27 protein-coding genes are annotated in these 22,889 nt (G+C 40.7%); 1 reads left to right on the top strand and 26 read right to left on the bottom strand.

The window, feature by feature from the left end; all coding sequences use genetic code 11:
• Position 1: 1 nt before the first annotated feature.
• The 26 genes from P3J6_RS04150 to flgB all read right to left on the bottom strand — a co-directional run bounded on the left by P3J6_RS04150 (position 2) and on the right by flgB (position 22,000).
• The gene (locus P3J6_RS04150) at positions 2 to 334 is read right to left on the bottom strand and encodes a FliM/FliN family flagellar motor switch protein (protein ID WP_055011667.1); all 333 of its coding nucleotides are present in this window, start codon (positions 332 to 334) and stop codon (positions 2 to 4) included.
• A 3-nt stretch (positions 335 to 337) separates the two neighbouring features.
• Positions 338 to 1,243 carry a FliM/FliN family flagellar motor switch protein gene (locus P3J6_RS04155; protein ID WP_138607578.1) on the bottom strand — a complete coding sequence of 302 codons (906 nt, stop codon included), beginning with the start codon at positions 1,241 to 1,243 and terminating at the stop codon, positions 338 to 340.
• Positions 1,244 to 1,271: 28 nt separating this feature from the next.
• Positions 1,272 to 1,676 (bottom strand): PilZ domain-containing protein, encoded by a 405-nt coding sequence (locus P3J6_RS04160; protein ID WP_138607576.1) that lies wholly within the window; start codon positions 1,674 to 1,676, stop codon positions 1,272 to 1,274.
• Complete coding sequence (locus P3J6_RS04165; protein WP_232735465.1) at positions 1,669 to 2,664, bottom strand: flagellar motor protein MotB; 996 nt, start codon at positions 2,662 to 2,664, stop codon at positions 1,669 to 1,671. The genes P3J6_RS04160 and P3J6_RS04165 overlap by 8 nt, the downstream gene beginning before the upstream one ends.
• A gap of 2 nt (positions 2,665 to 2,666) precedes the next feature.
• Positions 2,667 to 3,530, bottom strand: a complete 864-nt coding sequence (gene motA / locus P3J6_RS04170) for a flagellar motor stator protein MotA (RefSeq protein WP_198522298.1) — start codon at positions 3,528 to 3,530, stop codon at positions 2,667 to 2,669.
• A gap of 17 nt (positions 3,531 to 3,547) precedes the next feature.
• Entirely contained in the window at positions 3,548 to 4,270 is a 723-nt protein-coding gene (locus tag P3J6_RS04175) for a FliA/WhiG family RNA polymerase sigma factor (RefSeq protein ID WP_198522299.1), read from the bottom strand.
• 9 nt (positions 4,271 to 4,279) lie between these two features.
• Positions 4,280 to 4,711, bottom strand: a complete 432-nt coding sequence (locus P3J6_RS04180) for a flagellar basal body-associated FliL family protein (protein WP_138607568.1) — start codon at positions 4,709 to 4,711, stop codon at positions 4,280 to 4,282.
• 25 nt (positions 4,712 to 4,736) lie between these two features.
• On the bottom strand, positions 4,737 to 6,026 hold the full coding sequence (locus P3J6_RS04185) for a flagellar hook-length control protein FliK (RefSeq protein ID WP_198522300.1): 1,290 nt from the start codon (positions 6,024 to 6,026) through the stop codon (positions 4,737 to 4,739).
• A complete protein-coding gene (locus tag P3J6_RS04190; protein WP_178955424.1) occupies positions 6,023 to 6,358 on the bottom strand; it encodes a hypothetical protein in 336 nt (111 codons plus the stop codon). Before P3J6_RS04190 ends, P3J6_RS04185 begins: the two co-directional genes overlap by 4 nt.
• A 247-nt stretch (positions 6,359 to 6,605) precedes the next feature.
• Positions 6,606 to 6,992, bottom strand: a complete 387-nt coding sequence (gene fliS, locus P3J6_RS04195) for a flagellar export chaperone FliS (protein ID WP_138607562.1) — start codon at positions 6,990 to 6,992, stop codon at positions 6,606 to 6,608.
• A 6-nt stretch (positions 6,993 to 6,998) separates the two neighbouring features.
• Positions 6,999 to 8,309, bottom strand: coding sequence for a flagellar filament capping protein FliD (gene fliD, locus P3J6_RS04200; protein WP_198522301.1), 1,311 nt, complete (start codon positions 8,307 to 8,309; stop codon positions 6,999 to 7,001).
• A gap of 122 nt (positions 8,310 to 8,431) precedes the next feature.
• Positions 8,432 to 9,382, bottom strand: coding sequence for a flagellin N-terminal helical domain-containing protein (locus tag P3J6_RS04205; protein ID WP_198522302.1), 951 nt, complete (start codon positions 9,380 to 9,382; stop codon positions 8,432 to 8,434).
• Positions 9,383 to 9,674: 292 nt separating this feature from the next.
• Entirely contained in the window at positions 9,675 to 10,613 is a 939-nt protein-coding gene (locus P3J6_RS04210) for a flagellin N-terminal helical domain-containing protein (RefSeq protein ID WP_198522303.1), read from the bottom strand.
• 291 nt (positions 10,614 to 10,904) lie between these two features.
• The gene (locus tag P3J6_RS04215) at positions 10,905 to 11,822 is read right to left on the bottom strand and encodes a flagellin N-terminal helical domain-containing protein (protein ID WP_198522304.1); all 918 of its coding nucleotides are present in this window, start codon (positions 11,820 to 11,822) and stop codon (positions 10,905 to 10,907) included.
• Positions 11,823 to 11,997: 175 nt separating this feature from the next.
• Positions 11,998 to 13,023, bottom strand: coding sequence for a flagellin (locus tag P3J6_RS04220; RefSeq protein WP_178955414.1), 1,026 nt, complete (start codon positions 13,021 to 13,023; stop codon positions 11,998 to 12,000).
• Positions 13,024 to 13,050: 27 nt separating this feature from the next.
• The gene (gene flgL, locus P3J6_RS04225; RefSeq protein WP_198522305.1) at positions 13,051 to 13,947 is read right to left on the bottom strand and encodes a flagellar hook-associated protein FlgL; all 897 of its coding nucleotides are present in this window, start codon (positions 13,945 to 13,947) and stop codon (positions 13,051 to 13,053) included.
• An 11-nt stretch (positions 13,948 to 13,958) separates the two neighbouring features.
• Positions 13,959 to 15,266: a flagellar hook-associated protein FlgK gene (gene flgK / locus P3J6_RS04230; protein WP_198522306.1), complete on the bottom strand. Its 1,308-nt coding sequence runs from the start codon at positions 15,264 to 15,266 to the stop codon at positions 13,959 to 13,961.
• Positions 15,267 to 15,272: 6 nt separating this feature from the next.
• The gene (locus tag P3J6_RS04235; protein WP_138605571.1) at positions 15,273 to 15,734 is read right to left on the bottom strand and encodes a rod-binding protein; all 462 of its coding nucleotides are present in this window, start codon (positions 15,732 to 15,734) and stop codon (positions 15,273 to 15,275) included.
• Positions 15,735 to 15,745: 11 nt separating this feature from the next.
• Positions 15,746 to 16,855, bottom strand: a complete 1,110-nt coding sequence (locus P3J6_RS04240; RefSeq protein WP_138605573.1) for a flagellar basal body P-ring protein FlgI — start codon at positions 16,853 to 16,855, stop codon at positions 15,746 to 15,748.
• 18 nt (positions 16,856 to 16,873) lie between these two features.
• Positions 16,874 to 17,596, bottom strand: coding sequence for a flagellar basal body L-ring protein FlgH (locus P3J6_RS04245; RefSeq protein ID WP_232735466.1), 723 nt, complete (start codon positions 17,594 to 17,596; stop codon positions 16,874 to 16,876).
• Positions 17,597 to 17,598: 2 nt separating this feature from the next.
• Positions 17,599 to 18,384, bottom strand: coding sequence for a flagellar basal-body rod protein FlgG (gene flgG, locus P3J6_RS04250; protein ID WP_010391154.1), 786 nt, complete (start codon positions 18,382 to 18,384; stop codon positions 17,599 to 17,601).
• A gap of 14 nt (positions 18,385 to 18,398) precedes the next feature.
• Positions 18,399 to 19,130, bottom strand: a complete 732-nt coding sequence (locus P3J6_RS04255; RefSeq protein ID WP_055011654.1) for a flagellar basal body rod protein FlgF — start codon at positions 19,128 to 19,130, stop codon at positions 18,399 to 18,401.
• 11 nt (positions 19,131 to 19,141) lie between these two features.
• Positions 19,142 to 20,488, bottom strand: coding sequence for a flagellar hook protein FlgE (locus tag P3J6_RS04260; protein ID WP_198522307.1), 1,347 nt, complete (start codon positions 20,486 to 20,488; stop codon positions 19,142 to 19,144).
• Between the two features lie 18 nt (positions 20,489 to 20,506).
• Positions 20,507 to 21,160, bottom strand: coding sequence for a flagellar hook assembly protein FlgD (locus P3J6_RS04265; RefSeq protein WP_138605578.1), 654 nt, complete (start codon positions 21,158 to 21,160; stop codon positions 20,507 to 20,509).
• A gap of 4 nt (positions 21,161 to 21,164) precedes the next feature.
• The gene (gene flgC / locus P3J6_RS04270) at positions 21,165 to 21,581 is read right to left on the bottom strand and encodes a flagellar basal body rod protein FlgC (RefSeq protein WP_010391144.1); all 417 of its coding nucleotides are present in this window, start codon (positions 21,579 to 21,581) and stop codon (positions 21,165 to 21,167) included.
• Positions 21,581 to 22,000: a flagellar basal body rod protein FlgB gene (flgB, locus tag P3J6_RS04275; RefSeq protein WP_010391142.1), complete on the bottom strand. Its 420-nt coding sequence runs from the start codon at positions 21,998 to 22,000 to the stop codon at positions 21,581 to 21,583. Before flgB ends, flgC begins: the two co-directional genes overlap by 1 nt.
• 59 nt (positions 22,001 to 22,059) lie before the next feature.
• Here flgB and flgA point away from each other — a divergent pair, with 59 nt between their 5' ends.
• Positions 22,060 to 22,821 carry a flagellar basal body P-ring formation chaperone FlgA gene (gene flgA, locus P3J6_RS04280; RefSeq protein WP_198522308.1) on the top strand — a complete coding sequence of 254 codons (762 nt, stop codon included), beginning with the start codon at positions 22,060 to 22,062 and terminating at the stop codon, positions 22,819 to 22,821.
• Positions 22,822 to 22,889: the final 68 nt, after the last annotated feature.

The raw sequence follows: 22,889 nt of genomic DNA on the forward strand, positions 1-22,889 counted from the left end.
TTTATTGATCCTTTGCGGTATCTGTTTGAGCAAATTTCAAACCATACTGCCCTTCAACCATTACCACTTCTGCTTTAGCAAAAAATACCCCATTCACTTTTACATCAAGCGCTTCACCAGCTACTTTGTCTAGCTTAAGCACATCGCCTTCTTTGGCTTGACTAAGCTCGCCTAAGGTAATTTCAGTACTTGCTACTTCAAGAGTGACGAGTAAAGGAACATCTTGAAAAAATGACATATTCCCTTCATTAGTTTTATCAGCAGATTTGTCATCAAATCCATCAAAAGCATCAAGCTCTAAGCCCGCTAAGGCGCTATCAAGGTTCTCGTTCATAATTTAGTTACTCGTTGTATTATTTGATAATTGTGTAATTTGAAATGCTAAGCCAGTCTCTTGCTCAACGACTTGGCCTTTAAATATTTGTTTATGGCCTAGGTTAAATAGCGCTGCTTCGTTAAGTTCAATGGGTAATACACCGCCGGCCACACAAGCTTTTAATTGCTTTAAAGTGACTTTTTTCTTCGCCATTTCAATCTGACCTTGCACCGCAAACTGTGCCCACATATCAGTATTGAGTGTGTTACTATTTGCTGAATCTTGCTCGCTATCAGCTGCGCAAAAAAAGCTAATTGGCAGCCATAAAAACCAACTTATTACTTGGTTTTCTAATATAAACCGCACTTTAAAGGCTAAGTATTGTAATGCTTCAGGTAAGGTATGAGATTTTTGTATCTCACCTAATAACGCTGAGCGTTCTCTAAATAATAAGCCTTGAATGCCCTGCACTTGGCGCTGTAGTAAACGACCACAAATACGGCTTTCTGTTGAGCTTAATTCGTTATTCACCTCGTCAGAGACTTGCTCTGTGCTGTTAACATTATTAAATTGCCCACCTAAGCATAAATCCGCTGTTTTATATGCACTTTGATAATCAAGCGCTAAATAGGCCTCACCTTGAGTAGGCGCAAATAAAGGACAGGCAAGAAATATCCTTGGGGATTCTTTAAACCAACTGTTAATAACCGAATGCGAACAAGGCGAAATTTCGACATCAAAACGGCTGTCGTTAAACAATTGGGCTAGCTCTAACTCCAAAGTTTTACGAATATTAACGTTTATGTGCGCTGCTTTTTGCTGTGCTTGTTCATATGCTCTTTGCTCAAGCGTGAGTGCAAATGGAGTAATATGCTCAGAATTTTTCGCTTTAATTAGCTTTGTTTTAGCGTTTAACGTTTTACTCATACCACTGTTTTTCCTGATTCATTTATATTCAGCTTATGCTCGTCTTTTTGGCTTTTTTCAATTGGGCTTGTAACTGTAAACGATTAACAATATCGCTGCGTAAGCGCTCATTTTTGCTTATCCACTCAACCCCTAAAAACATTAATTTTTCACTCACTGCACGACGATACATCACCTTGCCTGCCAATCGATTAGTTTTATCAAACACCACAATAATTTTATTGGGGATCGTCTTTTCAGCAGGCACTAATAACCCCACACCGCCCACGCTAATGTCTTTTGCCACACCATGGCATAGTGAAATATCAATAAAACAACGGCGTAATAACTGCACGCCTACTCCGCCAAGCTGAACTGACTCAGGCTCGTAATTATCTTTGAGGTTTAAGTTCCATCTTTTGTAACTTCGTTTAGTGTCTGGTTGGTTACTCATAATTCTCTTCAAGACGTAGCACGGGTTTGTTAGCCGTTGCCGCACCAGCCGCTTTTTTTATCGGATTGTTAATGTTGCTATCATCAAATAATTGGTTAAATTTATCCTGCGCATCTTTAGTTAAGATCAGCAGTTCAACACGTCTGTTTTCGCTGGCTTTCTTATTTTCTTTATTAATTGGCCGATTTGATGAAAACGCATTTACTTGAAGCACCTGACTTGATGGCATTCCGCCCATAGTCATTACTTTTCTTGCTTGCTGCGCTCTATCGCCAGAAATGTCCCAATTACGAGAGCTGCCATCAACAAATAAGCTGGCATCGCTGTGCCCAGAAATAATAATTTTGTTGTTAATGTCTTTAACTAAGCCGCCAAGGTATAGAAACAGATCTTCAAAAAATGGGGTCATTTGCGACTTTGAGCGTTCAAACATTTGATGATGCTTGTCGTCTCTAATAATCACTCTTAGCCCCAGGGGCACTTCTTCAACTAGTAAGTTATTTTTTAGTAACTCTTCTTTACTGAGTTCCTCAATACTTTCCAGTAATAAACTCAGCTCAGATGAAGCTTCAAATTGGCTATCAATTGCTGAATTTAACTTCTCGCCTTGCCCAGCTTTAGGCTCAACGGTGCCATCGGGCACTTGTAATACTTCACTCATTCCAGGTTTTGGAGAGTCTGGAGGCGTAATTCCCGACTCTAGGTGTTTAATTACTGAAGGAGAACCCCCTAAATCAACGGGGAATGGGCTATTTTGAGGGTCAAAAATAGCGGGGCCACCATCAAAAATTGAGTGAGTTCGCATGTAGTGTGCTATTTCTTCACGCTCTGATTCATTGGTGATCGCCATAATCCACATCACCATAAAAAACGCCATCATCGCCAAAGTAAAATCGGCAAAGGCAACCTTCCAAGCACCACCATGAGGCTTTTCGGTTGCTCTTCTACGAGAGCGTTTGATGACGATTTCTTGATTTTTGTTTTCCATTATTAAGCCGCCTTATTATTGATCCACTCTTCCATGGTGGTGAAGGTCGGTTTAATTTCTTCATTAATTAATTTTCGGCCTGAATCAGTCGCCACAATAGGCACATGCCCTTTAGCATGCGCCACTAACATGGCACGCACACACTCAAACATCGCTACTTGTTTTTTCACATACTGCTCCATCGCTGAGGCAAGCGGTGCAATTAAACAGTAACAAGCAAAAATACCAATAAAAGTACCCACCAACGCCGCGGCTACATGGTAGCCAATTTCACTCAAAGGTCCATCAAGGTGCTGCATAGTAATAATAATGCCGCCAACCGCTGCTAAAATACCAAAACCAGGCATAGCTTCAGCAATATTAGCCAATGAATGAGAAGGCTTAAGGCGCTGCTCTTCAATGGTGTAAATCTCTTGCTCTAACATGGCATCAAAATCATGCGAGTTAATTTTTCCCATACTAAACAAACGCAAGTTATCGCAAATAAAAGTTACTAGCTGAGGGAACTCATACACTTTAGGGTAGGCAAGAAAAATAGAGCTAGTTTCTGGGTTTTCAACATGCTCATCCAACCCCTTTATACCTTTCACTCTGGCTAGATCTAATAAAGAGTAAATAACCAGTAACAAGTCATGGTAAAGCTCAGACGTATCGGTTCCTTTACCACTAATAAACTGATACTTTAATTGCGATAACATTTCTGTCAGTACATATTTCGAATTACCCACAATTAGCGCCCCAAAGCCTGCGCCAAAAATAATTAAAAACTCGTATGGCTGCCACATAGTGGCGATGTTGCCGCCCGCAAACGCAAAACCACCTAATACTGTTGCAAGTACTACTATTAAACCTATAACTCTTTGCATTCTTTATTCCTTAGGTATTAGATTTTTTGAAGCGTTTGTGTCAGCGCTTCAAGTGCTTGTTTATGAAGTTGGCAAACACGTGCCTCGGTTAAATCGAGCGTTAATGCAATCTCTTTCATATTCATTTCGTGCATGTAATATAATTGCAAGAGCAGCTTTTCTCGGGTATTTAGTTTGCTCATCGCCATTTTGAGGGTGGCTGCTGTGTCTTCTTTTTCGTGTGCATGTGCACAGGTAAGCGCTAAGTTAGGATTAGCTTCCAATAGCGCTTCAAGGCTATCAAATGCTTCAGCTTGCTCACTGTAATGCAGCTGAATAAGCTCTTTATGGCTAATCCCTAACGCCTCACACATTTCGGTATCTGTTGCATCACGACCAAGCTTTTTTTGCAATGAACGGCTCATATCACGAAGCTGATGAGACTGCTGCCGCAACTGGCGAGGGCGCCAATCGACACGCCTAAATTCATCTAACATAGCACCACGAATACGCTTAAACGCAAATGCAGCAAATTTCTCATCTAAATCCCGGCCATAGCGACGAATAGACGAAAGCAGCGCAATAATGCCTATTTGGTAAATATCATCACTATCGACAATAATGCCCACTTGAGTGCGCATGTGTGCAGCCGCCCGATTAACCAAGTAAGCGTACTGCGATAATAGTTGCGTCTCTTTTTGTGGTGTAAAGGTGACTGGTGGTTCTGTTATTAACTCACCCCACTCTTCTTGCAGCATCATAGCGATGACCTATTGAATGAAGACGTTCGTAACGAGTACGTTATCTAATCGAACTGAAACCGCATTTGCTAAAACCACATTAAACTGCTCGAGTAAATCTTTTTGAATTGCATCGATATCTTTAAAAGCTTCTTTTACTTGGCTGTGGCTCATATTAGCAAACTGTTTTACCAGTACATTTCTCACTAGCGGCTCCATCGCTTCTGTCCCTGTATTGAAAATAGACGGCGAAGTTACAAGTACTAAGTCGAGCACTAAATAACGCGCAACTGACCCTTCTGATACGCTTATAATGAAGCGCTCCATTTGATGATATTCAACCTTTGTTATATCGGCTTGCGGGCCTTCTTCTGATGAGTCACTGCCGTTAAAAAACTGTCCCGCAAAAAATGCAGACGCAATAAGTACAATTACAGTTAGGGCTATTATTATTTTTTTCACTTTTATCTCTCTTAATCCAAGGTAGTTATACTAATAAATCTAACGAATCTGATTGCAGCTTAGATGCGCGAGTGTTGCTGTCATCATCCATTGAAGGCATCTCAGTGTGATTACTTGCAATGTCGTCATTGTCATTTTGGTGATGAGATTGCTGCTGTTTATCACTCAAATTAACATCAACTGTGGTATTCGAATTTTGCGACAAAGACTGGCGTAACTGCTCTAAAGTTTGCGCGATAGCATCTCTTACCTGCGTATTACTCGTAATTAAACTGACTGAAGTTTTATCCCCTTCGATATTGATAGATATTTCAATACTGCCGAGGTTAGGAGGGTCTAATCTAATTTGCGCCCGCTGTAGCTGCTGCCCTATTTGCAATTTTACCTTATCGCCAAGTACATGTAATAAGCGCTGCCCCCATTCACTAGGTGCCTCTTTTAATTTCTCTTTTTGCCACTCAAAGGTTTCTGGTGCGGTGGCGGCAGATGAGAAAGCACTCACTAATGCTGATTTTTGACTGCTACCTTCACGGCTTTCAGCATTAAATATTTTCGATTGCGGATTTTGTGACAGCGCAGCAAGCTCGAGTTTACTGAGCCCAATACTCGGTTGTGTGGATATTTGCTCACTGGTTAAGCTACTTGACTGCGCTTGTCCATAAGTGTTCGACATTACTGATGGTTGATTTAATCGGTTCAAAAGCGCTTGTGAATACAATGTTTGTGGTGTTTTGGCTAAATCGAGTGTGTTTAATTCTTTATTAACGAGTGTATCCGCTGGCGCTACGTTTATAGCTGCAGAAGGCACAGTTAAAGCATCACTATGCACAGTCGTATTTTGTGCGAGCGCAGTTTTAGCGGGCTCTTGAGCTACAATGCTGACTTCGTGCTGAGTCTCTAAAGTCTTACTCTTTAACTGCTCATCAATAACAAGCTGTACTGGTAGTGTTTCCACTACTACAGTGTCGCTATCAACTACAAGGTTATTATTTTGGTTAAGTATAGTCATAACAGGCGCGTTTTTTTTATTGTTATCGAGGTTATAATTAGCGGTGCTAAAAAAATATGGATTTATTATTTCATCCACTTCTTCAGTGACTTCTTCTTGAGCTAGCTGTTCTGAGCTCTCGCGAGGTTGCTCAACATGCAAATCTTGCTGTTTTGCTTGCTGCTGCTTTGAAGAAAGCGAAAATGGCACAAGCTCGTTCTGTTGTTCTTGCGCATCTGCTGGTGAGCTGCTTTTTAATATGCTTTGCTTATTAGCAACACTGCCAAAGTCAGCCTTTGACACCATTGTACTTGTTTGAATACTCATAACGACTGTCCTTGTTGTACTTTTTTATAAGCCATTAAGCCCTCTTTATCCTCTTGATGGCGCTGCATTTGTACTTTAATGGCCGCTTGCTTTTGGCCCACAAGGTCAATTAAGTCAACATAACGTGCTTTTAAGTTATTTTGTTCAGCTACCATTGAACTAAACCAAGGCATGCTTTGTAACTGTGTGTAAAGTGCAAGTAACTGCTTATCGGCTGCTTTAACTTGATACCAATTACTCTCATGGATAGCATTTTCCATAGCACTAAGTAATTGTTCCATTTTTTGCGCTGCGTATTTTTGAGAGTGTTCCATTGGCAATACTAAATTCATTATAAGTTCACATTTCATTTAGCAAAAAACAAGCCAATATTAAGCTTTTGTTTTTTAAGGTTAAATTAAATAAAAGCAGCAAAAGGCGGAAGCGGAACTTCCCCCTAGGAAGGAAGCGATTTGTTGTTAATTGGCAGTAGGATGGTTACTTAGGTAGTAGGATGGTTACTTAGGTAGTAGAGGAAGTTTAAAAAGCAGCTGAATTTAAAATAAAAAAGCCAGCTATGGGTAGCTGGCTTTTAATCGTTTACTGTGTGCCTAAGCCTTGCCACCCTTCTTGCAAGTTGGTCATCACTACACGGGTGGAGTCAATATAGCTTAAGTCATTCTTCATACTGGCTTGCAATAGTGCTTGCCCACAATGCTGATAAAGGTTTTGCATGTTTTGCGCTACCTCACCGCCCTTTTCAAGATCCAATGAGGCTTCAAGCCCGCCTAAAATACGCATCAGCTTTTCAATACTTTCTGCTTTTTTATCGTATCTTTTTTGTTTTATGTGGCCAGTGACTTTTTCAAGCTCATCTGAAAAACCATCAAATAACATCAAAACTAATTTATGAATATCGGCACTGGCCGCTTTTGCATCTACTGATGTACTTTTATAGGCTGAAAAGCCATCATTTAAATCTAACATCTATGTTTAGCTCCCAAATTGACCCATTGTAGATTCTAATTGCGCAATAGTCTGTTGCATTTGTGTAAACTGCGACAAGTAACGTTGATACACTTGCTCCATTGATAAATCATGTTTTTCTTGCTGTCTAGTTATTATGTCTAAGCTCGCTTGAAGAGTATCTTTTTTATCTGAAATTAAACCGTAACCTTTGGTGTAAGGCTCAATTCTTTGTTCTAGTTTCGACATTACTCCATTATCACCGGTTAACATTTTAGTTAATAACTCAGGATCAGAGCTAAGCGCCTCTTCTAATCGTTCGCTGTTAATTTGTAAATTACCCGTTCTGTCAAACTCAATTCCTACTGAGTAAAGTGTTTTACCTTCAAATGTACCTTGAAAATCATTACGTAATGAACGAGCCAAACTGCTTGCTAAATTATCTCTTTTTAAATTATCGTTTGTAGTTATGCTACTTGATAAATTGTTAAATGCGTCAATAAAGCTTTGAATATTATTTTTGGTGCTTTCTAAATCTTGGCCAATCGACACATGAGCAGGGCTGTCACCTGTTTCCTGGACTTTTGTAAGATTTAATGTTACGCCTTCAATAACATCTTCGAGTGTGTTGGTTTTAGAAGTGATAGTAATCGCAGAAGTCGCACCTAATTTAACAATTGAATCCTGTGCAGCTGTTAATTCTGTTTGTAACGCAATTGCAGCTGTTATATTGTTGCCGTTTGGATCTGGAGACGTTGCGGCAGCAGAAAAGCCAACCGTTATTTGATTAGCAGCACCAGATTCTTCACTGGTCATCACTAAAAATGTATCAGTGCCTGAGCGAATTACACTTGCTTTAGCACCTTTATTGTCAACATGTGAATTAATAGCGCTTGCTAAGTCACTTAACGAAGCATCTGCTGAAAGTGTTGATAAATCAACAGTAAACGAGTCCCCTGCTAAATCAATATTTAGCTCGCCATTAGTACTCAATGGAATACTTGTATCAAAGCTAAATGCAACTTGGTGTGCTTGTGCTAATTGTTCAACAAAAATATCATATTCACCAGGTGATGCACTGCCTGTTGTTGTTATATTTAGCGCGGCTTCATCTGATACAGTAGATGAATTTGCTAAAAAACTACTGTCACTGTCTAAATTACTTTCTAAACTGGTATGAAAACTTGTCAGGTTACTTTTCAAATCGTCAATTGCACTTATTTTACGAGAAAAATCACTGCTTTTGTTACTTAAAAGCTGATCTTTAGATGCACGCTCAATTTGTGTATATTGGCTAGCTAAATTAGCCGGATCAATACCTAATGCTGATAAACTCATTTTGTTCCCCAATAGTTTTTTATATAAATAAAAACTTTACATTAAAGCGTTTATTTATATAACCGCTATAAACCATATTTATAGCAGTTATTCATGTACTACATTTTAATTAGAGTACCTAATTAACGAAGTAGTGAACCAATCATTTGTGTTGTGCTGTTAGCAGTACTCAATACAGAAATACCTGAGTTCATAAGCAACTGTTGCTTAGTCATATTAGACGTTTCAGCAGCAAAGTCAGCATCCATCAGCGTAGAAGCCGCTGCTTGGGTGTTTTCTTTCATGTTGGTTACGTTATTCATTGTATGATCAAGGCGATTCATTGATGCACCTAGTGCTGAACGGGCAGTACCTATCGCTTCAATAAGTTCATCTGTTTTAACCATACCACTAGTTGCAGCAGCGGTAGCCTTAGCTTGAGTTGATATATCACCCAAACCAGCCTGACTACCATCAGCCGTACCTATTAGTCCATGTAAAGTATTAAGCGCGGCACTCACATTTACACCTAACGTTTCAGCTGTTGATGAACCCACTTGAAATGTTACACCTGCAGCATCTGCAAACTTACCATCTGCTGCAATCGCAGTATTCACCCTAACACCAGGAACACCGTTTGCGCCAGTAGCGGCTGTTACAGTAGTAGTTGTTGTATCAGCAAGCAAGAGGGTTCCACCGAAGCTAGTATTTTGCATAATACTAGCCAATTCATCACCTAGCGCTAAATACTCAGAACCCAACGCAATACCTTCATCAGCACCATTTGTACCGTTGGCTGCTTGTGTAGCTAGCTCTTTCATGCGGTAAGCAATGTTGGTCATTTCATCAAACGCGCCTTCCGCTGTTTGCATCATCGACATGGCATTATTTGAGTTATAAAGCGCTGCTTCTTGGCCGCGTACTTGTGCATTTAAGCGTGATGCGATTTGCAGACCTGCTGCGTCATCTTTTGCAGAGTTAATTTTAAAACCAGACCCTAAACGCTCAAGCGCTGTTGATAAATCGTTGTTGCTACGACCTAATTGGTTTTGAATTGACATTGATGCCATATTCGATTGAATTGATAAAGCCATGCTTAATTTCCTTTATGTTTTAAACCTATTTACACACAAAGTATAAATAGAAGTGACTAATCATTAAGAGCGACCATGGCTAAAAAAAACTAAACTTTATTTTGATTTTATTTATTAATACAGGCGAAATAATTACATAGCTACCAAACTAGATGCAGCTTTAAAAAAAGGCTGAGTAACCTTTTTTATTTTTATCCGAGCTCAGTCTAAACAAAAACAGCCGCATAAAAGATGCAGCTGTTTTGGTATTTTTTAATCGATTACTCGGTTTATGTAACCTATCGTTAAGCTATTAACGAAGAAGTGAACCAATCATTTGTGTTGTGCTGTTAGCAGTACTCAATACTGAAATACCTGAGTTCATTAACAACTGCTGCTTAGTCATATTAGACGTTTCAGCAGCAAAGTCAGCATCCATCAGCGTAGAAGCCGCTGCCTGGGTGTTTTCTTTCATGTTGGTTACGTTATTCATAGTATGGTCAAGACGGTTCATTGACGCACCCAATGCTGAACGGGCAGTACCTATATTTTCAATAAGCCCATCCACTTCATCTATAGCCAATACAGCATTTGCTTGAGTGTCAAGCTCCCCCATAGCAGTTTGGTCAGCAGCAGCAGTGCCGATTGCAACATGCAACTCGTTAATCTCGCTCGCAATATCGACAGTTAACGTTTCAGCAGTTGATGAACCAACTTGAAAAACCACACCGGCATTAGCTGCGGCCACATCTTCGAACTTACCTTTGTTAGCAGCTGTAACCTCTGCCGTTACACGCTGACCAGCTGTAGTACCATCATTATCAGCAGCCACAATAGCGAATAAAGCAGTCCCACCAAAGCTGGTGTTTTGCATAATACTTGCAAGCTCATCGCCCAACGCTACATATTCCGAATTCATAGCAGTAAACTCATCATCGCCATTTGTACCATTGGCTGCTTGTGTTGCAAGTTCTTTCATGCGGTAGGCAATGTTGGTCATTTCATCAAACGCGCCTTCCGCTGTTTGCATCATCGACATGGCATTATTTGAGTTATAAAGCGCTGCTTCTTGGCCGCGTACTTGTGCATTTAAGCGTGATGCGATTTGCAGACCTGCTGCGTCATCTTTTGCAGAGTTAATTTTAAAACCAGACCCTAAACGCTCAAGCGCTGTTGATAAATCGTTGTTGCTACGACCTAATTGGTTTTGAATTGACATTGATGCCATATTCGATTGAATTGATAAAGCCATGCTTAATTTCCTTTATGTTTTAAACCTATTTACACACAAAGTATAAATAGAAGTGACTAATCATTAAGAGCGACCATGGCTAAAAAAAACTAAACTTTATTTTGATTTTATTTATTAATACAGGCGAAATAATTAAATAGCTACCAAACTAGATGCAGCTTTAAAAAAAGCTGAGTAACCCTTTTTATTTTTATCCGAGCTCAGTCTAAACAAAAACAGCCGCATAAAAGATGCAGCTGTTTTGGTATTTTTTAATCGATTACTCGGTTTATGTAACCTATCGTTAAGCTATTAACGAAGAAGTGAACCAATCATTTGTGTTGTGCTGTTAGCAGTACTAAGTACAGAAATACCCGAGTTCATAAGTAACTGTTGCTTAGTCATATTAGATGTTTCAGCAGCAAAATCAGCATCCATCAGTGTAGACGCTGCCGCTTGAGTATTTTCTTTCATGTTCGTTACGTTATTCATGGTATGATCAAGACGATTCATTGATGCACCTAGGGCTGAGCGGGCCGTGCCAATTGAATCAACTAACGTATCAACAAAATCAAGCTGAGCCTTTGCATCTGCTTGGTTATCAATACGACCATTACCTGATGGCGTAGCTCCTGTTGAGGCCCTAGCCGCCAACTGATTAATAGTTCCTTGAACTGATTTATCTGTAGCCGTACCATCAACATACAAAGTAGCACCGATATTAACTGACAATGTTTCTGCTGTACTTGAACCTACTTGAAACGTAACTGCTGTAGCAAATTTACCTTTATCTGCTGCCGATGCTGCGTCTGCATTAAATAATGCTGTTCCACCAAATGACGTATTATCCATAATACTATTTAATTCAGCAGTCAAAGCAACATACTCAGAACTTATCGCTGTATATTCATCATCACCATTTGTACCATTGGCAGCCTGTGTAGCTAGCTCTTTCATGCGGTAAGTAATATTGGTCATTTCATCAAACGCGCCTTCCGCTGTTTGCATCATCGACATGGCATTGTTTGAATTATAAAGTGCTGCTTCTTGGCCGCGTACTTGTGCGTTTAAGCGTGATGCGATTTGCAGACCCGCTGCGTCATCTTTTGCAGAGTTAATTTTAAAACCAGACCCTAAACGCTCAAGCGCTGTTGATAAATCGTTGTTGCTGCGACCAAGCTGGTTTTGAATTGACATTGAAGCCATATTCGATTGAATTGATAGAGCCATGTTTAGTTTCCTCTTTGAAGTTGTAGTTAAAGTAATTAGTGGAGCTAAATCACTTTCTAATAACTAAGAGCGACCAATTATGAGAAAAGATAAACATTTTTCTAATTATTAAAGTTAGCCCTTAAATTACAGGCGATAATGAAAAAGATGACGTTAAATTTAAATTAACAGACCGTTAATTTAGTGAGTATTGCACCATGTTACGAGTTATGTTTGCTTGTGACATAATTGCAGCCACACTATTTACCCCTGGGCTTTGCATGTGCTGTTTAACCCCTAAACTTACAGCAAGCAATTCATCTGTATTGGCTAAGGTACGAGCAGCATCGAGTTGATCTAGCTGGCTTTGCAACTGTTGCTTTTGTGCCTGAATTTTTATTAAGTTGGCCTTTAAATGGCGCTGTGCACTTTGAATTTGTTCGCGGTGCTGTGCAATACTGGCATTTTTGTCTGCTACTTTAGCAAGTTCATTTAGTGGATTATCTAAATCATTAAGCTGCAACGAAATCGGGTTACCCGCCGCAACACGTACACCTTGACCACTCATTACCCAAGGTTCTAAAAGTGGAGCCGCATTATCTTTTTGCGCACTAAAAAGCAGGCGGTTTTCACGGTTGAGCTCAACGTTTATATGATGTGGTGCAAACGCATTTTGAATAGCAGTTAAATTGGTTTTTTCGTCTTGATAGGCAGGTAGTTTTAAACTTAATGATTTACCCGAACGCCCCATTACTAACTGGATACTTTCTTCATGTGGACGCGCGCTAAGCAGGTCTATATTGGCATTAAGCTGTTTGCTAATAGCACGATTTGGGTCGGTTATTTTTAGTTGAGAATCAAGCCCTGAGCCTTTTTTACTTGCGACATTTTGTAATGACGCTATTTGAACTTTAATCTTTTGTTGTTGCATAGGTTGTGGCTGAGAGTTAGCTGCCTGAGTGTTTAATTGTTGTGCTAACTTTTCAAGTCCCATATACAAATTTCGTATTGTGCTTTCACTTTGCTCGGCTCTAGCCAAGGCTTGACTAAGCGCCCCACGCTGTGCCCAATCAGTCAGTACTTTAACTTGCTCCTCTCTGGCAACAATTTTGTTTTTCCACAAATTGTTAGCAGAATCTTTTGTTGATGTAACGAGTGCATCCGATTTATTGGTATTAACCAAGTCAATTGCTTGTGCCTTTTCGCTACTTTTAACCAGCATAGTTAGTTCCTGAAAATATTATAATTTTTAAATGTATGAAAACAATGAAAGTTTGCTTACTGTTGAGTAAACCTGCATCGATGACTCATACGCCGCCATTGACTCTTTCATCGAGATAAACGCTTCAGGGTAATCTACAGCACTTAAATCATCCTGTAAATTCACCGTAAACGTAGTGATATCTTGATTACTGGTAGTAATAGAATCAAGCGACGCCATAGTAGAACCAATTGTAGTCACTTGGCTACTAATAGTACCTAAAAAGTCTGCTAATTTATCTATCATCACCCGTGATTGATTGCCAACGCCACCTGCCGGTGGATTATTTACATCAACAAGATAGTCTTTCATGGCATTTAAAAAGCCGGCGCCTGGGTCTAAATCATCACCCACAATATTGTTTTTTACGCTTGAGTCATCAGATACAGCAACTTCTCGGACAATATCGTCACCGGTATAAACGTAATTACCCGTGGCATCGATTTGAAATGGTTGTTCATCGGTTTTACTGCCTGAAAAATAATACTTTCCGTCGCTATCTGTTGCATTAAGTAAATCAACAATCGCAGGAAAAGCCACACTCATTTCTTGACCAAGCGCTTTAATTTCTGCCTTACCCATCGAATCATCAGCTGCGGTAGTAAGTAAACTCTGTAAGGAATATATTTGGTTAACAATACCAGTCAATTGTACTTCTTGTTGACCCAGTGAAAAGTTAACTGCGTCCATATTGGTTTTGTATTGCTCTAGCGATTTAATTTCTGAACCTAAATTCATAATCATCACAGTGCCAAGTGGATCGTCAGACGGCTTAAGAATACGCTTATTGGTTGCTAATTGAGTCGACTTTTCGTTAAAATTTTCAGTATTAATTTGGATGTTTTTTATTGAATTTAAATGAAGCTGATGACTACTTACTCGCATAACATTGCCCCTTAAAACATTTGCAGTAAAGATTTAAACATTTGATCGGCAGTGCTGATCACTTTGGCATTGGCACTATACATTTGCTGAAAATGCATTAAGCTTGCCGCCTCTTCATCAAGGTTTACACCACTAAAGCTATCGCGTGCAGCAATGGCATTTTCACTTAAACTCGTAGCGGTAGAGATACTACTTAAATTTTGCTTACTAGTAATTGCCAGTTCACCCACTAATAACGTAAATTTATCGCCTTTTCCTGCCATTGAGGTAACGATATTAGCAATGTTTGAATTATCACCAGGCCCGGAAGTACTACTGTCTTTAAAACCAAGCTTATCGGAAGTGATAGCAGGGTTTATCTCGATCGTCCCTAATGGGTTTAATGGGTTGTAAGTAAACAATGCTTCACCAGGGTCGTTATTTAAATCAAAACCGCTTTGTAATGCACCATTCATATCATCAGCAAGGTCGGAAACTAAGCTGTTTAAGGTTGCAAGAGTTGGTTTTATTACATCATTATCAACGCTTATTAAGCCACCAAATTGGCCACCAACATTTTTATCAAGAGTAAATTTCTGGCCAATAAATTCACTGGTGACTGTTGTACCACTGACCGAGATTGATGCAGCTTTACTGCCTACTACTAACGGGGCACCACTTGAGGTACTAATATCAATAAAGCCATTATTTCGTTCAACAATAGATACACCAATATGCCCTGATAACTGGTTTACTAAGCGCTCGCGATTGTCTTTTTGCTCTGCGGTTGATTGATTATTCGCTGTTGCTACCCCAATACTGCTGTTGATTTCGGCTATCTGTTTCGTAATCGATGACACACTTAGTGCCACATTGCTCATTTGCGCATTGAGTTTAGTTTCTTGACCAGCCAGTGCGCCATTAATCTGCGCAAAATCTTGCATAAGCCCTTCAACTGAGGACAAAAACTGCTGTCTAAAAGCCTGTGAGTCTGGCTTGGTCGTCGCTGCATTCAATGCATTGGTTAGGCTTGCAAGGGAGTTATTTAAGTTTAACGAGTCGGTACCAATTATTTGCTCAATAAAGCCTAGGTATGACTGTTTGTTTTCATAAAAATTGGTATCGGAATTAGTACGCCAAATATCGTCATTTAAAAAGGCGTCAACAACCCGATCAACCGATGCCACCTCAACCCCACCTAAATATACATTAGAGGTTTTAAATTGAGCTTGCTGACGCGAGTAACCTTCAACGGCTGCATTCGCCACATTTTGCCCTGACACAGTCAGCGCAATATTAGCCGCATTGAGGCCGCTTAACGCGTTATTTAACATAGACATAATTAACTACCTAATCGTATTAGCATTCAATGGCTGAACAAATGCCGACCCCGCATAAATATCATAGCTTTGGGTTGGCTCAACGCTTTCAGCACCTTTATGTTGATCATTAGCGACCAAGCTTTGGCTATTCTTAAATGTATTTTCTATGGGAGCAATTTTCTCATCAAACTGCTTAATAATCGCTTCGGCTAAACCCAGTTGATGAGTTGACGCTAAATGCTGCGCTGTTTGAGCATTATGCATATCTCTAAATTGCGCTTGCTCGTTACTATTAAAAAAACCATTGTCACCGGCCATAGTTTTGGTGGTGCTATCCATACTTTTTAATACCAGCTGTAAAAAAATAGCTTCAAACTGCTCTGCTGCCTGTTTAACGCCTGCCTCACTGTTGCCAGTAATGTTTTCAAGATGGGTCGGGTCAATCGCTAATGACTGAGATAATTGGGTTGATGACTCTATTTTCATGGCTATTTCCTTTAAATAACTAATAGCTCGGCTTCTAGAGCCCCAGCATTATCAAGTGCAATTAATATCGACATAAGCTCGGCTGGCGTTGCGCCAAGTGCATTTACCGCTTTTACAATTTCATCTAATGAGGTGCCTTCAGGCCACAACAGCATATTTTTTTGTTGTTGATCTACTGTGATATCACTTGATTGCGTGGTCGTAGTTTGACCATTTGAAAACGGCCCAGGTTGCGACACTTGCTCTTGCTCACTGATGGTAATGGTTAAATTACCATGGTTAACCGCCGCTTGATTAACTCGCACTGTATTGTTCATTACGACAGTACCGGTGCGACTATTAAATACAATTTTAGGACGCTCAGAGCCTTGCTCTACCGTAATATCTTGTAGCATCGACATAAACGTGTTGCGACTATTGGCATCAATTGGCGCACTAACCACTAAACGTGCCCAGTTTTCAGCAATAGCGACATCAGGCCCAAATACTTTATTAATAGCACGCACAACATTGCGGGCAGTTTGATAATTTGGATCTTTTAAATTAAGAATCACATCGCTTTGACTTTCATATATAGCCGTAACACTGCGCTCAATAATTGCACCATTAGGAATAAGTCCTGAAGTAGGCACATTAACAGTCACCGAGGAGCCACTTTTACCACTGGCATTAATACCACCCACCACTAAATTACCTTGTGCTAGCGCATACACTTTGCCATCAACTCCCTTTAATGGGGTCAACATTAAGCTGCCACCATGTAAGCTTTTTGCATCGCCTAATGAGTTCACAGTTACATCAATCGCTTGGCCTGGGCTTCCCATAGGCGGCAATGTAGCATGGACAGCAACAGCCGCTATATTTTTTGATTTTGGCAAGCGCTCTTCATCTACAGAGACACCAAATTGCTTTAGCATATTACTTAGCGATTGGCCGGCAAATTTTACTTGGGCTTTATCACCCGACCCTGGCAAGCCCACGACTAAACCGTAACCCACTAGTTGGTTTTCTCGCACACCTAGCACATCAACAATATCTAATAATGGACGTGCTTTGGCGGTCACAGTTGCAGGCGCTAATAGGCTAAAAAAGCACACTAACATTAATAGTAAATATTTCATTAAAACCTCAGTAATCCCTTAGAACGGGTTTAAGAATCGGGTAAATAAAGTGGTAAACCAACCCGGACGATTCGCATCAGCCAATGTGCCTTTGCCGGTATAGCTTATTTGCGCTTCAGCAATACGAAGCGACGAAACACGGTTACTTACATCAATATCGCCAGGGCGAACTAGCCCCTCAATTTCAATGTATTCGTCACCTTGGTTGAGCTTAATTTGCTTACGCCCTTTAATAACCAGCGACCCATTAGATAAAACATGATTAACCCGCACGGTAATAGCGCCACTCAGGAAGTTTTGTTGGCTGGCGCTGCTTTCCCCGTCAAACTTGGCACTCGAGCCTATACCCAAATTAAAATCAGCTACGTTGAGTGCACCAGCAACCGGCACAGCAACATCAAAGTCGGTGCTTTTATCTAAACTCGAATCGGCGCTTTTACTTGATTGCATGCGCTCGTTAAGCACCACAGTTAAAATATCGCCAACTCGGTAAGCACGTTTATCTGCATACAAAGAAAACATATAGTTATCTTGAAATAAGCTACCATCTTGCTGATTCAAACCCTGTGCATAGGCATCTTGGCTTATTTCATAGTCTTGAACTGATTTTTGAGTGGTGTTTTGTGGACATTTAACTTCCCCATACACCACTTCGCATTCCACCATTTGGGTTTTTGACGGGGTATTGCTACAACCAGCAACACCCAAAAGCAGCAAAAATAATGTTAACTTATTCATCATAATCATACGTTTTGGTTTATAAAGCGCAGCATTTCATCTGCCGCAGAGACCACTTTAGCGTTCATCTCGTAAGCGCGCTGTACGGCAATCATGCTTACCATTTCATCAACAACGCTCACGTTTGAGCCTTCAATAGTAAATTGTTGCAAGCCACCAAAAGCATCTTCACCGGGGATGCCTTCGACAGGTTCACCCGATGCCGCTGTTTCGCGGTACAAGTTACCACCTAAGCTTTGTAAGCCTGCAGGATTTGCAAAGTTAACCGTTAACATTTGGCCTAACTCAACCGCTTGCGCATCTTTACCCACTACTGCCGTAACGGTGCCATCGGTGCCAATACTCACTTTAGTGGTGCCCTCTGGCAGCGCAATATTTTGCGCCAAAGGTAAGCCGTTGCTGTTTACCAGTAATGACTCTGAGTTAAGCTGAAACTGGCCGTTACGAGTGAACAATAATTCGCCATCAGGGCTTTCAATTTGAAAGAAACCTTGCCCAGCAATGGCCACATCCAACTGGTTACTGGTTGTTTCAAAACTGCCTTCAGTAAATTGCTTTTGCGTACCGTTAATACGAACACCGGTTCCCACCTGAATCCCAGATGGCAGTTGGTTAAGTTCATCGACTTGCGCGCCTGGTTGTTTTTGTACTTGGTAAAATAAGTCTTCAAATACCGCTCTGTCTTTTTTAAAACCGGCAGTGCTTACGTTCGCGAGGTTATTCGATATTGTTGTCATTCTTAAATCTTGCGCTGCAAGACCGGTTTTACTCACCCATAATGCTGAATTCATGTTTGCCTTCCTATTTACCCACGTCCACTGATAAGCTTGTTGCCGCTAGTCGCTAATTCGTCAGCAGACTTCATCATTTTTACGTTCATTTCAAATTGGCGACTAATATTCATGGTTTTGATCATTTCAGCCACGGCATTCACATTAGAACCCTCTAAAGCACCCGTTCTTACTGTAATTGTTTCATCGGCTTCAAGCGGTTGTAAATCGTTAGCTCTGAGTAAGCCATCAGCACCTTTAATTAAATTTGCATCGGTGCTGGCTAATTTAATTTGCGCATCTTCTGCAATTACACCGCCGCCAATGGGGGTTAGGTTGATCATGCCGTTTGAGCCAATTTCAATATCACCAAATTCAGGGAGTTGAATATCGCCACCGTCACCTTGCACGCGGCGACCGTTAACAGTAACAAAGCCATCGGCATCAACCACTAAGTTACCCGCACGGGTATAAGCAGGTTCACCGTTGTCATCCATCACCTCTAAATAACCGCCGTTGCTCAGTGCTAAATCAAGATTACGGCCAGTATCCATGATTGGCCCTGACGATAAGTCAGTAGTTACTGGTGTTAGTTGCGCGTGGTAACGAGTACGAAAGCCCTCGCCTTGTACCATCATTGATTGCGCTTGCTCTAAGTCGGCCTTAAAACCTACGGTGCTAACATTTGCTAAGTTATTTGCAGCAACGCGTAAGGCGGTATTATTAAGTTCAGCACCCGAAACGGCGGTATAAATTAACTTTTCCACGCTCAGCTTCCTTAGGTGTTACTAAATAAAATTTGCATCATTTCATCAGCACTGCTGATGGTTTTAGCATTGGCTTGGTAATTTTGTTGAAATGACATTAAGCCAACCAGCTGTTCACTAATATCAACATTTGAGCCCATAAATGAACCCGACAGTAATTTACCCAGTGAGCCACTTTCAGGTTCGCCATAAAGTGCAGAGCCTGACTCTTCAGTTTGATACCACACGGTATTACTGCCTTGCTCTAGACCATCAACATTCGCAAACGAGGCAAGTACAACCTGACCTTGTAATTTAGATTCACCGTTAGTAAATGTTGCAAATACACGGCCGTCGTCTTCAACCTTCACACCAGAAAACGCCCCTGAGGTATAGCCGTTGGCATCGTTTTCGTTAACACTGAAACTTGAACCAAACTGCGTAGTGCCATCGAATTTTAGGTTTATAGCTAAAGCGGCAGCACCAGTACTTATTTCAGCATTCTTTGTTGCAGCAGCGCCCGCAACACCAACAGATAAGTTGACAGCTCTTACATCCGGTGTTGTCGAATAAGGGATCATTTGACCGTCAGTATCAAACTTTATAGTTAAAGTACCAGCGGCCACTGTAGTAGCTGTACCTGTTCCATCATCAACCGGTTGAGTTCCTATTGTTGCACCCGTTGCAGCTAATTGAGCTTGAGTAAGGGGTTTACCATCTAAGAAAAACATCGCTTGCCATTCGTTGCTACCCGTATGGTTAAAATACTGGGTCATTACATGGCTGTTACCTAAGGAGTCGAATACTTCGGTAGATTGAGAAAAGTTATATTGACTACCATCTTTAGGATCAAATACCGCAGGAGCTGTTGGATAAGCAATCACGTCGCTAGAAGAACTTAAGTTACCGTTAAAGTTAATATTGGTACTGGCTTGTGCTTCTATGTTTGAGGCTTCAATTTTTAAATCGGTTAATACACCTGGTACAATTGTCGGATCACCACCATCAACCTGAGACACGCCAAAACCTTGCAGTTTGCCGCCGTTGGCATTAACAATATTTAAGTCGTTATCTAACTGAAACTGGCCTGCTTGGGTGTAAGCTGTTCGGCCGTTTTCTGATATGGCAAAAAAACCTTGGCCATCAATAGCAATATCCAGCGCATTACCGGTGCGCACAATTTCACCACCGGTGACAAAATCTTCTTTAACATTGGCAACTTTAACACCGCCGCGTTGACTGCCGTTATACACTGCAGCAAATTCTGCGGTGTTATTTTTATAACCAGCAGTACCTGAGTTAGCAATATTATTACTGGTTACTTCTAATCCTGTTTGGGTACTTTTAAGACCACTTAATCCTATATTGAACATAGACATATTATTTATTCCTCTTATTTATGCCACTTGATTAATTTCAGTGATACCAAAATTACCCAAACCATCGACTTGCAATAAAATATCTTCTAACGATTTACCTACAGAAACACGCTCAACCTCACCGCTTAGCCAAGTATCAAGCTGCTTTGGTACCTCTGCTGTAGTGGCATACGCTCTCACTGCATACGCACCGGCTTCTTGGTTTTCAAATTCAAAACGCAATGAACCGACTCCAGAATAAGGCAGTTGTTTTTCTTCAACTAATTCACCATCTTGGTTATAAAGTTGCACAGTGACAGAGTCTGCGGCTTCCCCTAAATTAACCATGCCAGAGACACTGCCATCTTGTTCAAGGGCAATACTGCTTGCTTGTACATCAACCGTTTGGCCAACCATATTAGTGGCTTCAAGCACCGCTAAGCTGCTCACATAATCCAAGCCGTCGGCGGTGTTTTGGCGAATGCTTTGTAACGACTCAACATTAGAAAACTCCGCAAGCTGGCTCACATACTGAGTGCCGTCCATAGGTTGTAATGGATTTTGATTACTAATTTGCGCAACAAGTAACTCTAAAAACATGGTCGACATTTCATCTGCTGAGCTATTACCGGCAATATTAGTGGTGCTTTTTGCCCCGTCGGCTGCGCTTGGAACGGCTGAATTAACTTGCATAATATTATTGTCCTAACTTAAGAATGCTTTGCTGCATGCTATTTACACGCCCCATAACTTCAACAGATGTTTGGTAGCTGCGACTTGCAGACATCATATCTGCCATTTCTTCAAGTGCATTCACGTTGGAGTAAAATACATAACCATCGTTGTTAGCAATTGGGTTATTTGGCTCGTAGCGCTGCTCTACCGCACGGTTTGACTCAGTGATCCCTAATACATCAACCGAGGCTGAAATTGATTGGCTGTCTTGTGTTTGTTTGTACAAAGCAGAAAATACTGGTTTAAGTGCCTTGTAAGCGTCGGCTTCTGAACCGGCTGCGGTATCGGCATTGGCTAGGTTAGATGCAATGGTGTCGAGGCGAATAACTTGAGCGCGCATGGCGCTGCCGCTAGCGTCATAAATTGAATTAAAAGACATTATGATTTCCCTGAAATAACTTTATGTAAGCCATTTATTTTCATATTTAAAAAGGTCAAACTGGTTTGAAAATCCATACTGTTGCTGGCAAATTTTGCTTGCTCAATATTTAACTCAACAGTGTTGCCATCACTTGATGGTTGATAAGGAACGCGATATTTAAGTTCATCCGTTTGTACACCAGCAAAATCAACATCTCTGTTTTGCGAAAAACTGGATGAGACACTTTGCATAATTTGACGGTAATCTACATCTCGAGATTTAAACCCAGGCGTGTCAACATTAGCCAAGTTACTGGCAATGACTTCTGCTCTGTCTAACCTTAATTTCATTGAAAAAGGGTGAACACCTAACGCTTTATCAAATAGTTCCATTGTTGCCTCTAATTTTTGTTTCTTGTATGCTTTCGCGCTTCGCATACACTTTCTACCTTGTGTATAACAACCTTTATGCCAACTTTTAAAAGTATATTCTTTCAATGACTTATATAAAAAAAGAGCAAAAAACAGCCCAGCACACGGAAGCTAAACTTCCCCAAGGGAAGCGATGGTTTTTCCGCTCACTTTTAACTATTGGACTACTGCCAGCTCATGCTATGGCCACCCCCATTAATTTTGATAAAGAAATTCAGCAGTTTTTGCACAGTGAAATTAAGAGCTATTTGCGCTCAGTTAATACGCAAAGTCAGCGACAAGATATAGAATTATTTATTCCTAAAGGCAGCGAAAATTTAAGCTGTAATGAATTGCAAATCACTCGCTCACAAAATCACACGCCACCTGCAGGCAGGGTGAGTATTTCTGTATCTTGCCCATCGCCTGCTTGGCGTTTTAGAGCCAGTGCCAAAGTAAGTGTGTGGATAAACCTAGTAGCTGCCAAGCACACTTTAAACCGAGGTAAAGTGCTTAATAAGCAAGACTTAGAATATAAAAGCGTGGATTTAGGTAAGCACCGCCACCAAGGCGAAACCGGTATTGACCAGATTGTTGGACTTACCGTTAAACGCGAGATTGATAAAGGCACGGTGATCTCCACCCGATACCTAGAAAAGCAGTATTTAATCAATAAAAATGAGCATATTTCACTGCAAATAAATACCGCAACTTTCTCAGCCAATGTTAAAGCCATTGCTCTTGAAGATGGCCAGCTTGGTGAGGTTATTAATGTAAAAAATTTATCATCAAAAAAAGTAGTTCAAGGTAGAGTAATTGCGCAAGGCGTGGCAGAGGCGACATTTTAAAAAATGTCGAAATAAAAGTTAAGTAATGCTTGTACTTGGTCGCTGATATAAACTAAGCAATATAAATT

Source organism: Pseudoalteromonas sp. 3J6 (assembly GCF_903995135.1).
In the GTDB taxonomy this organism is placed as follows: Bacteria; Pseudomonadota; Gammaproteobacteria; order Enterobacterales; family Alteromonadaceae; genus Pseudoalteromonas.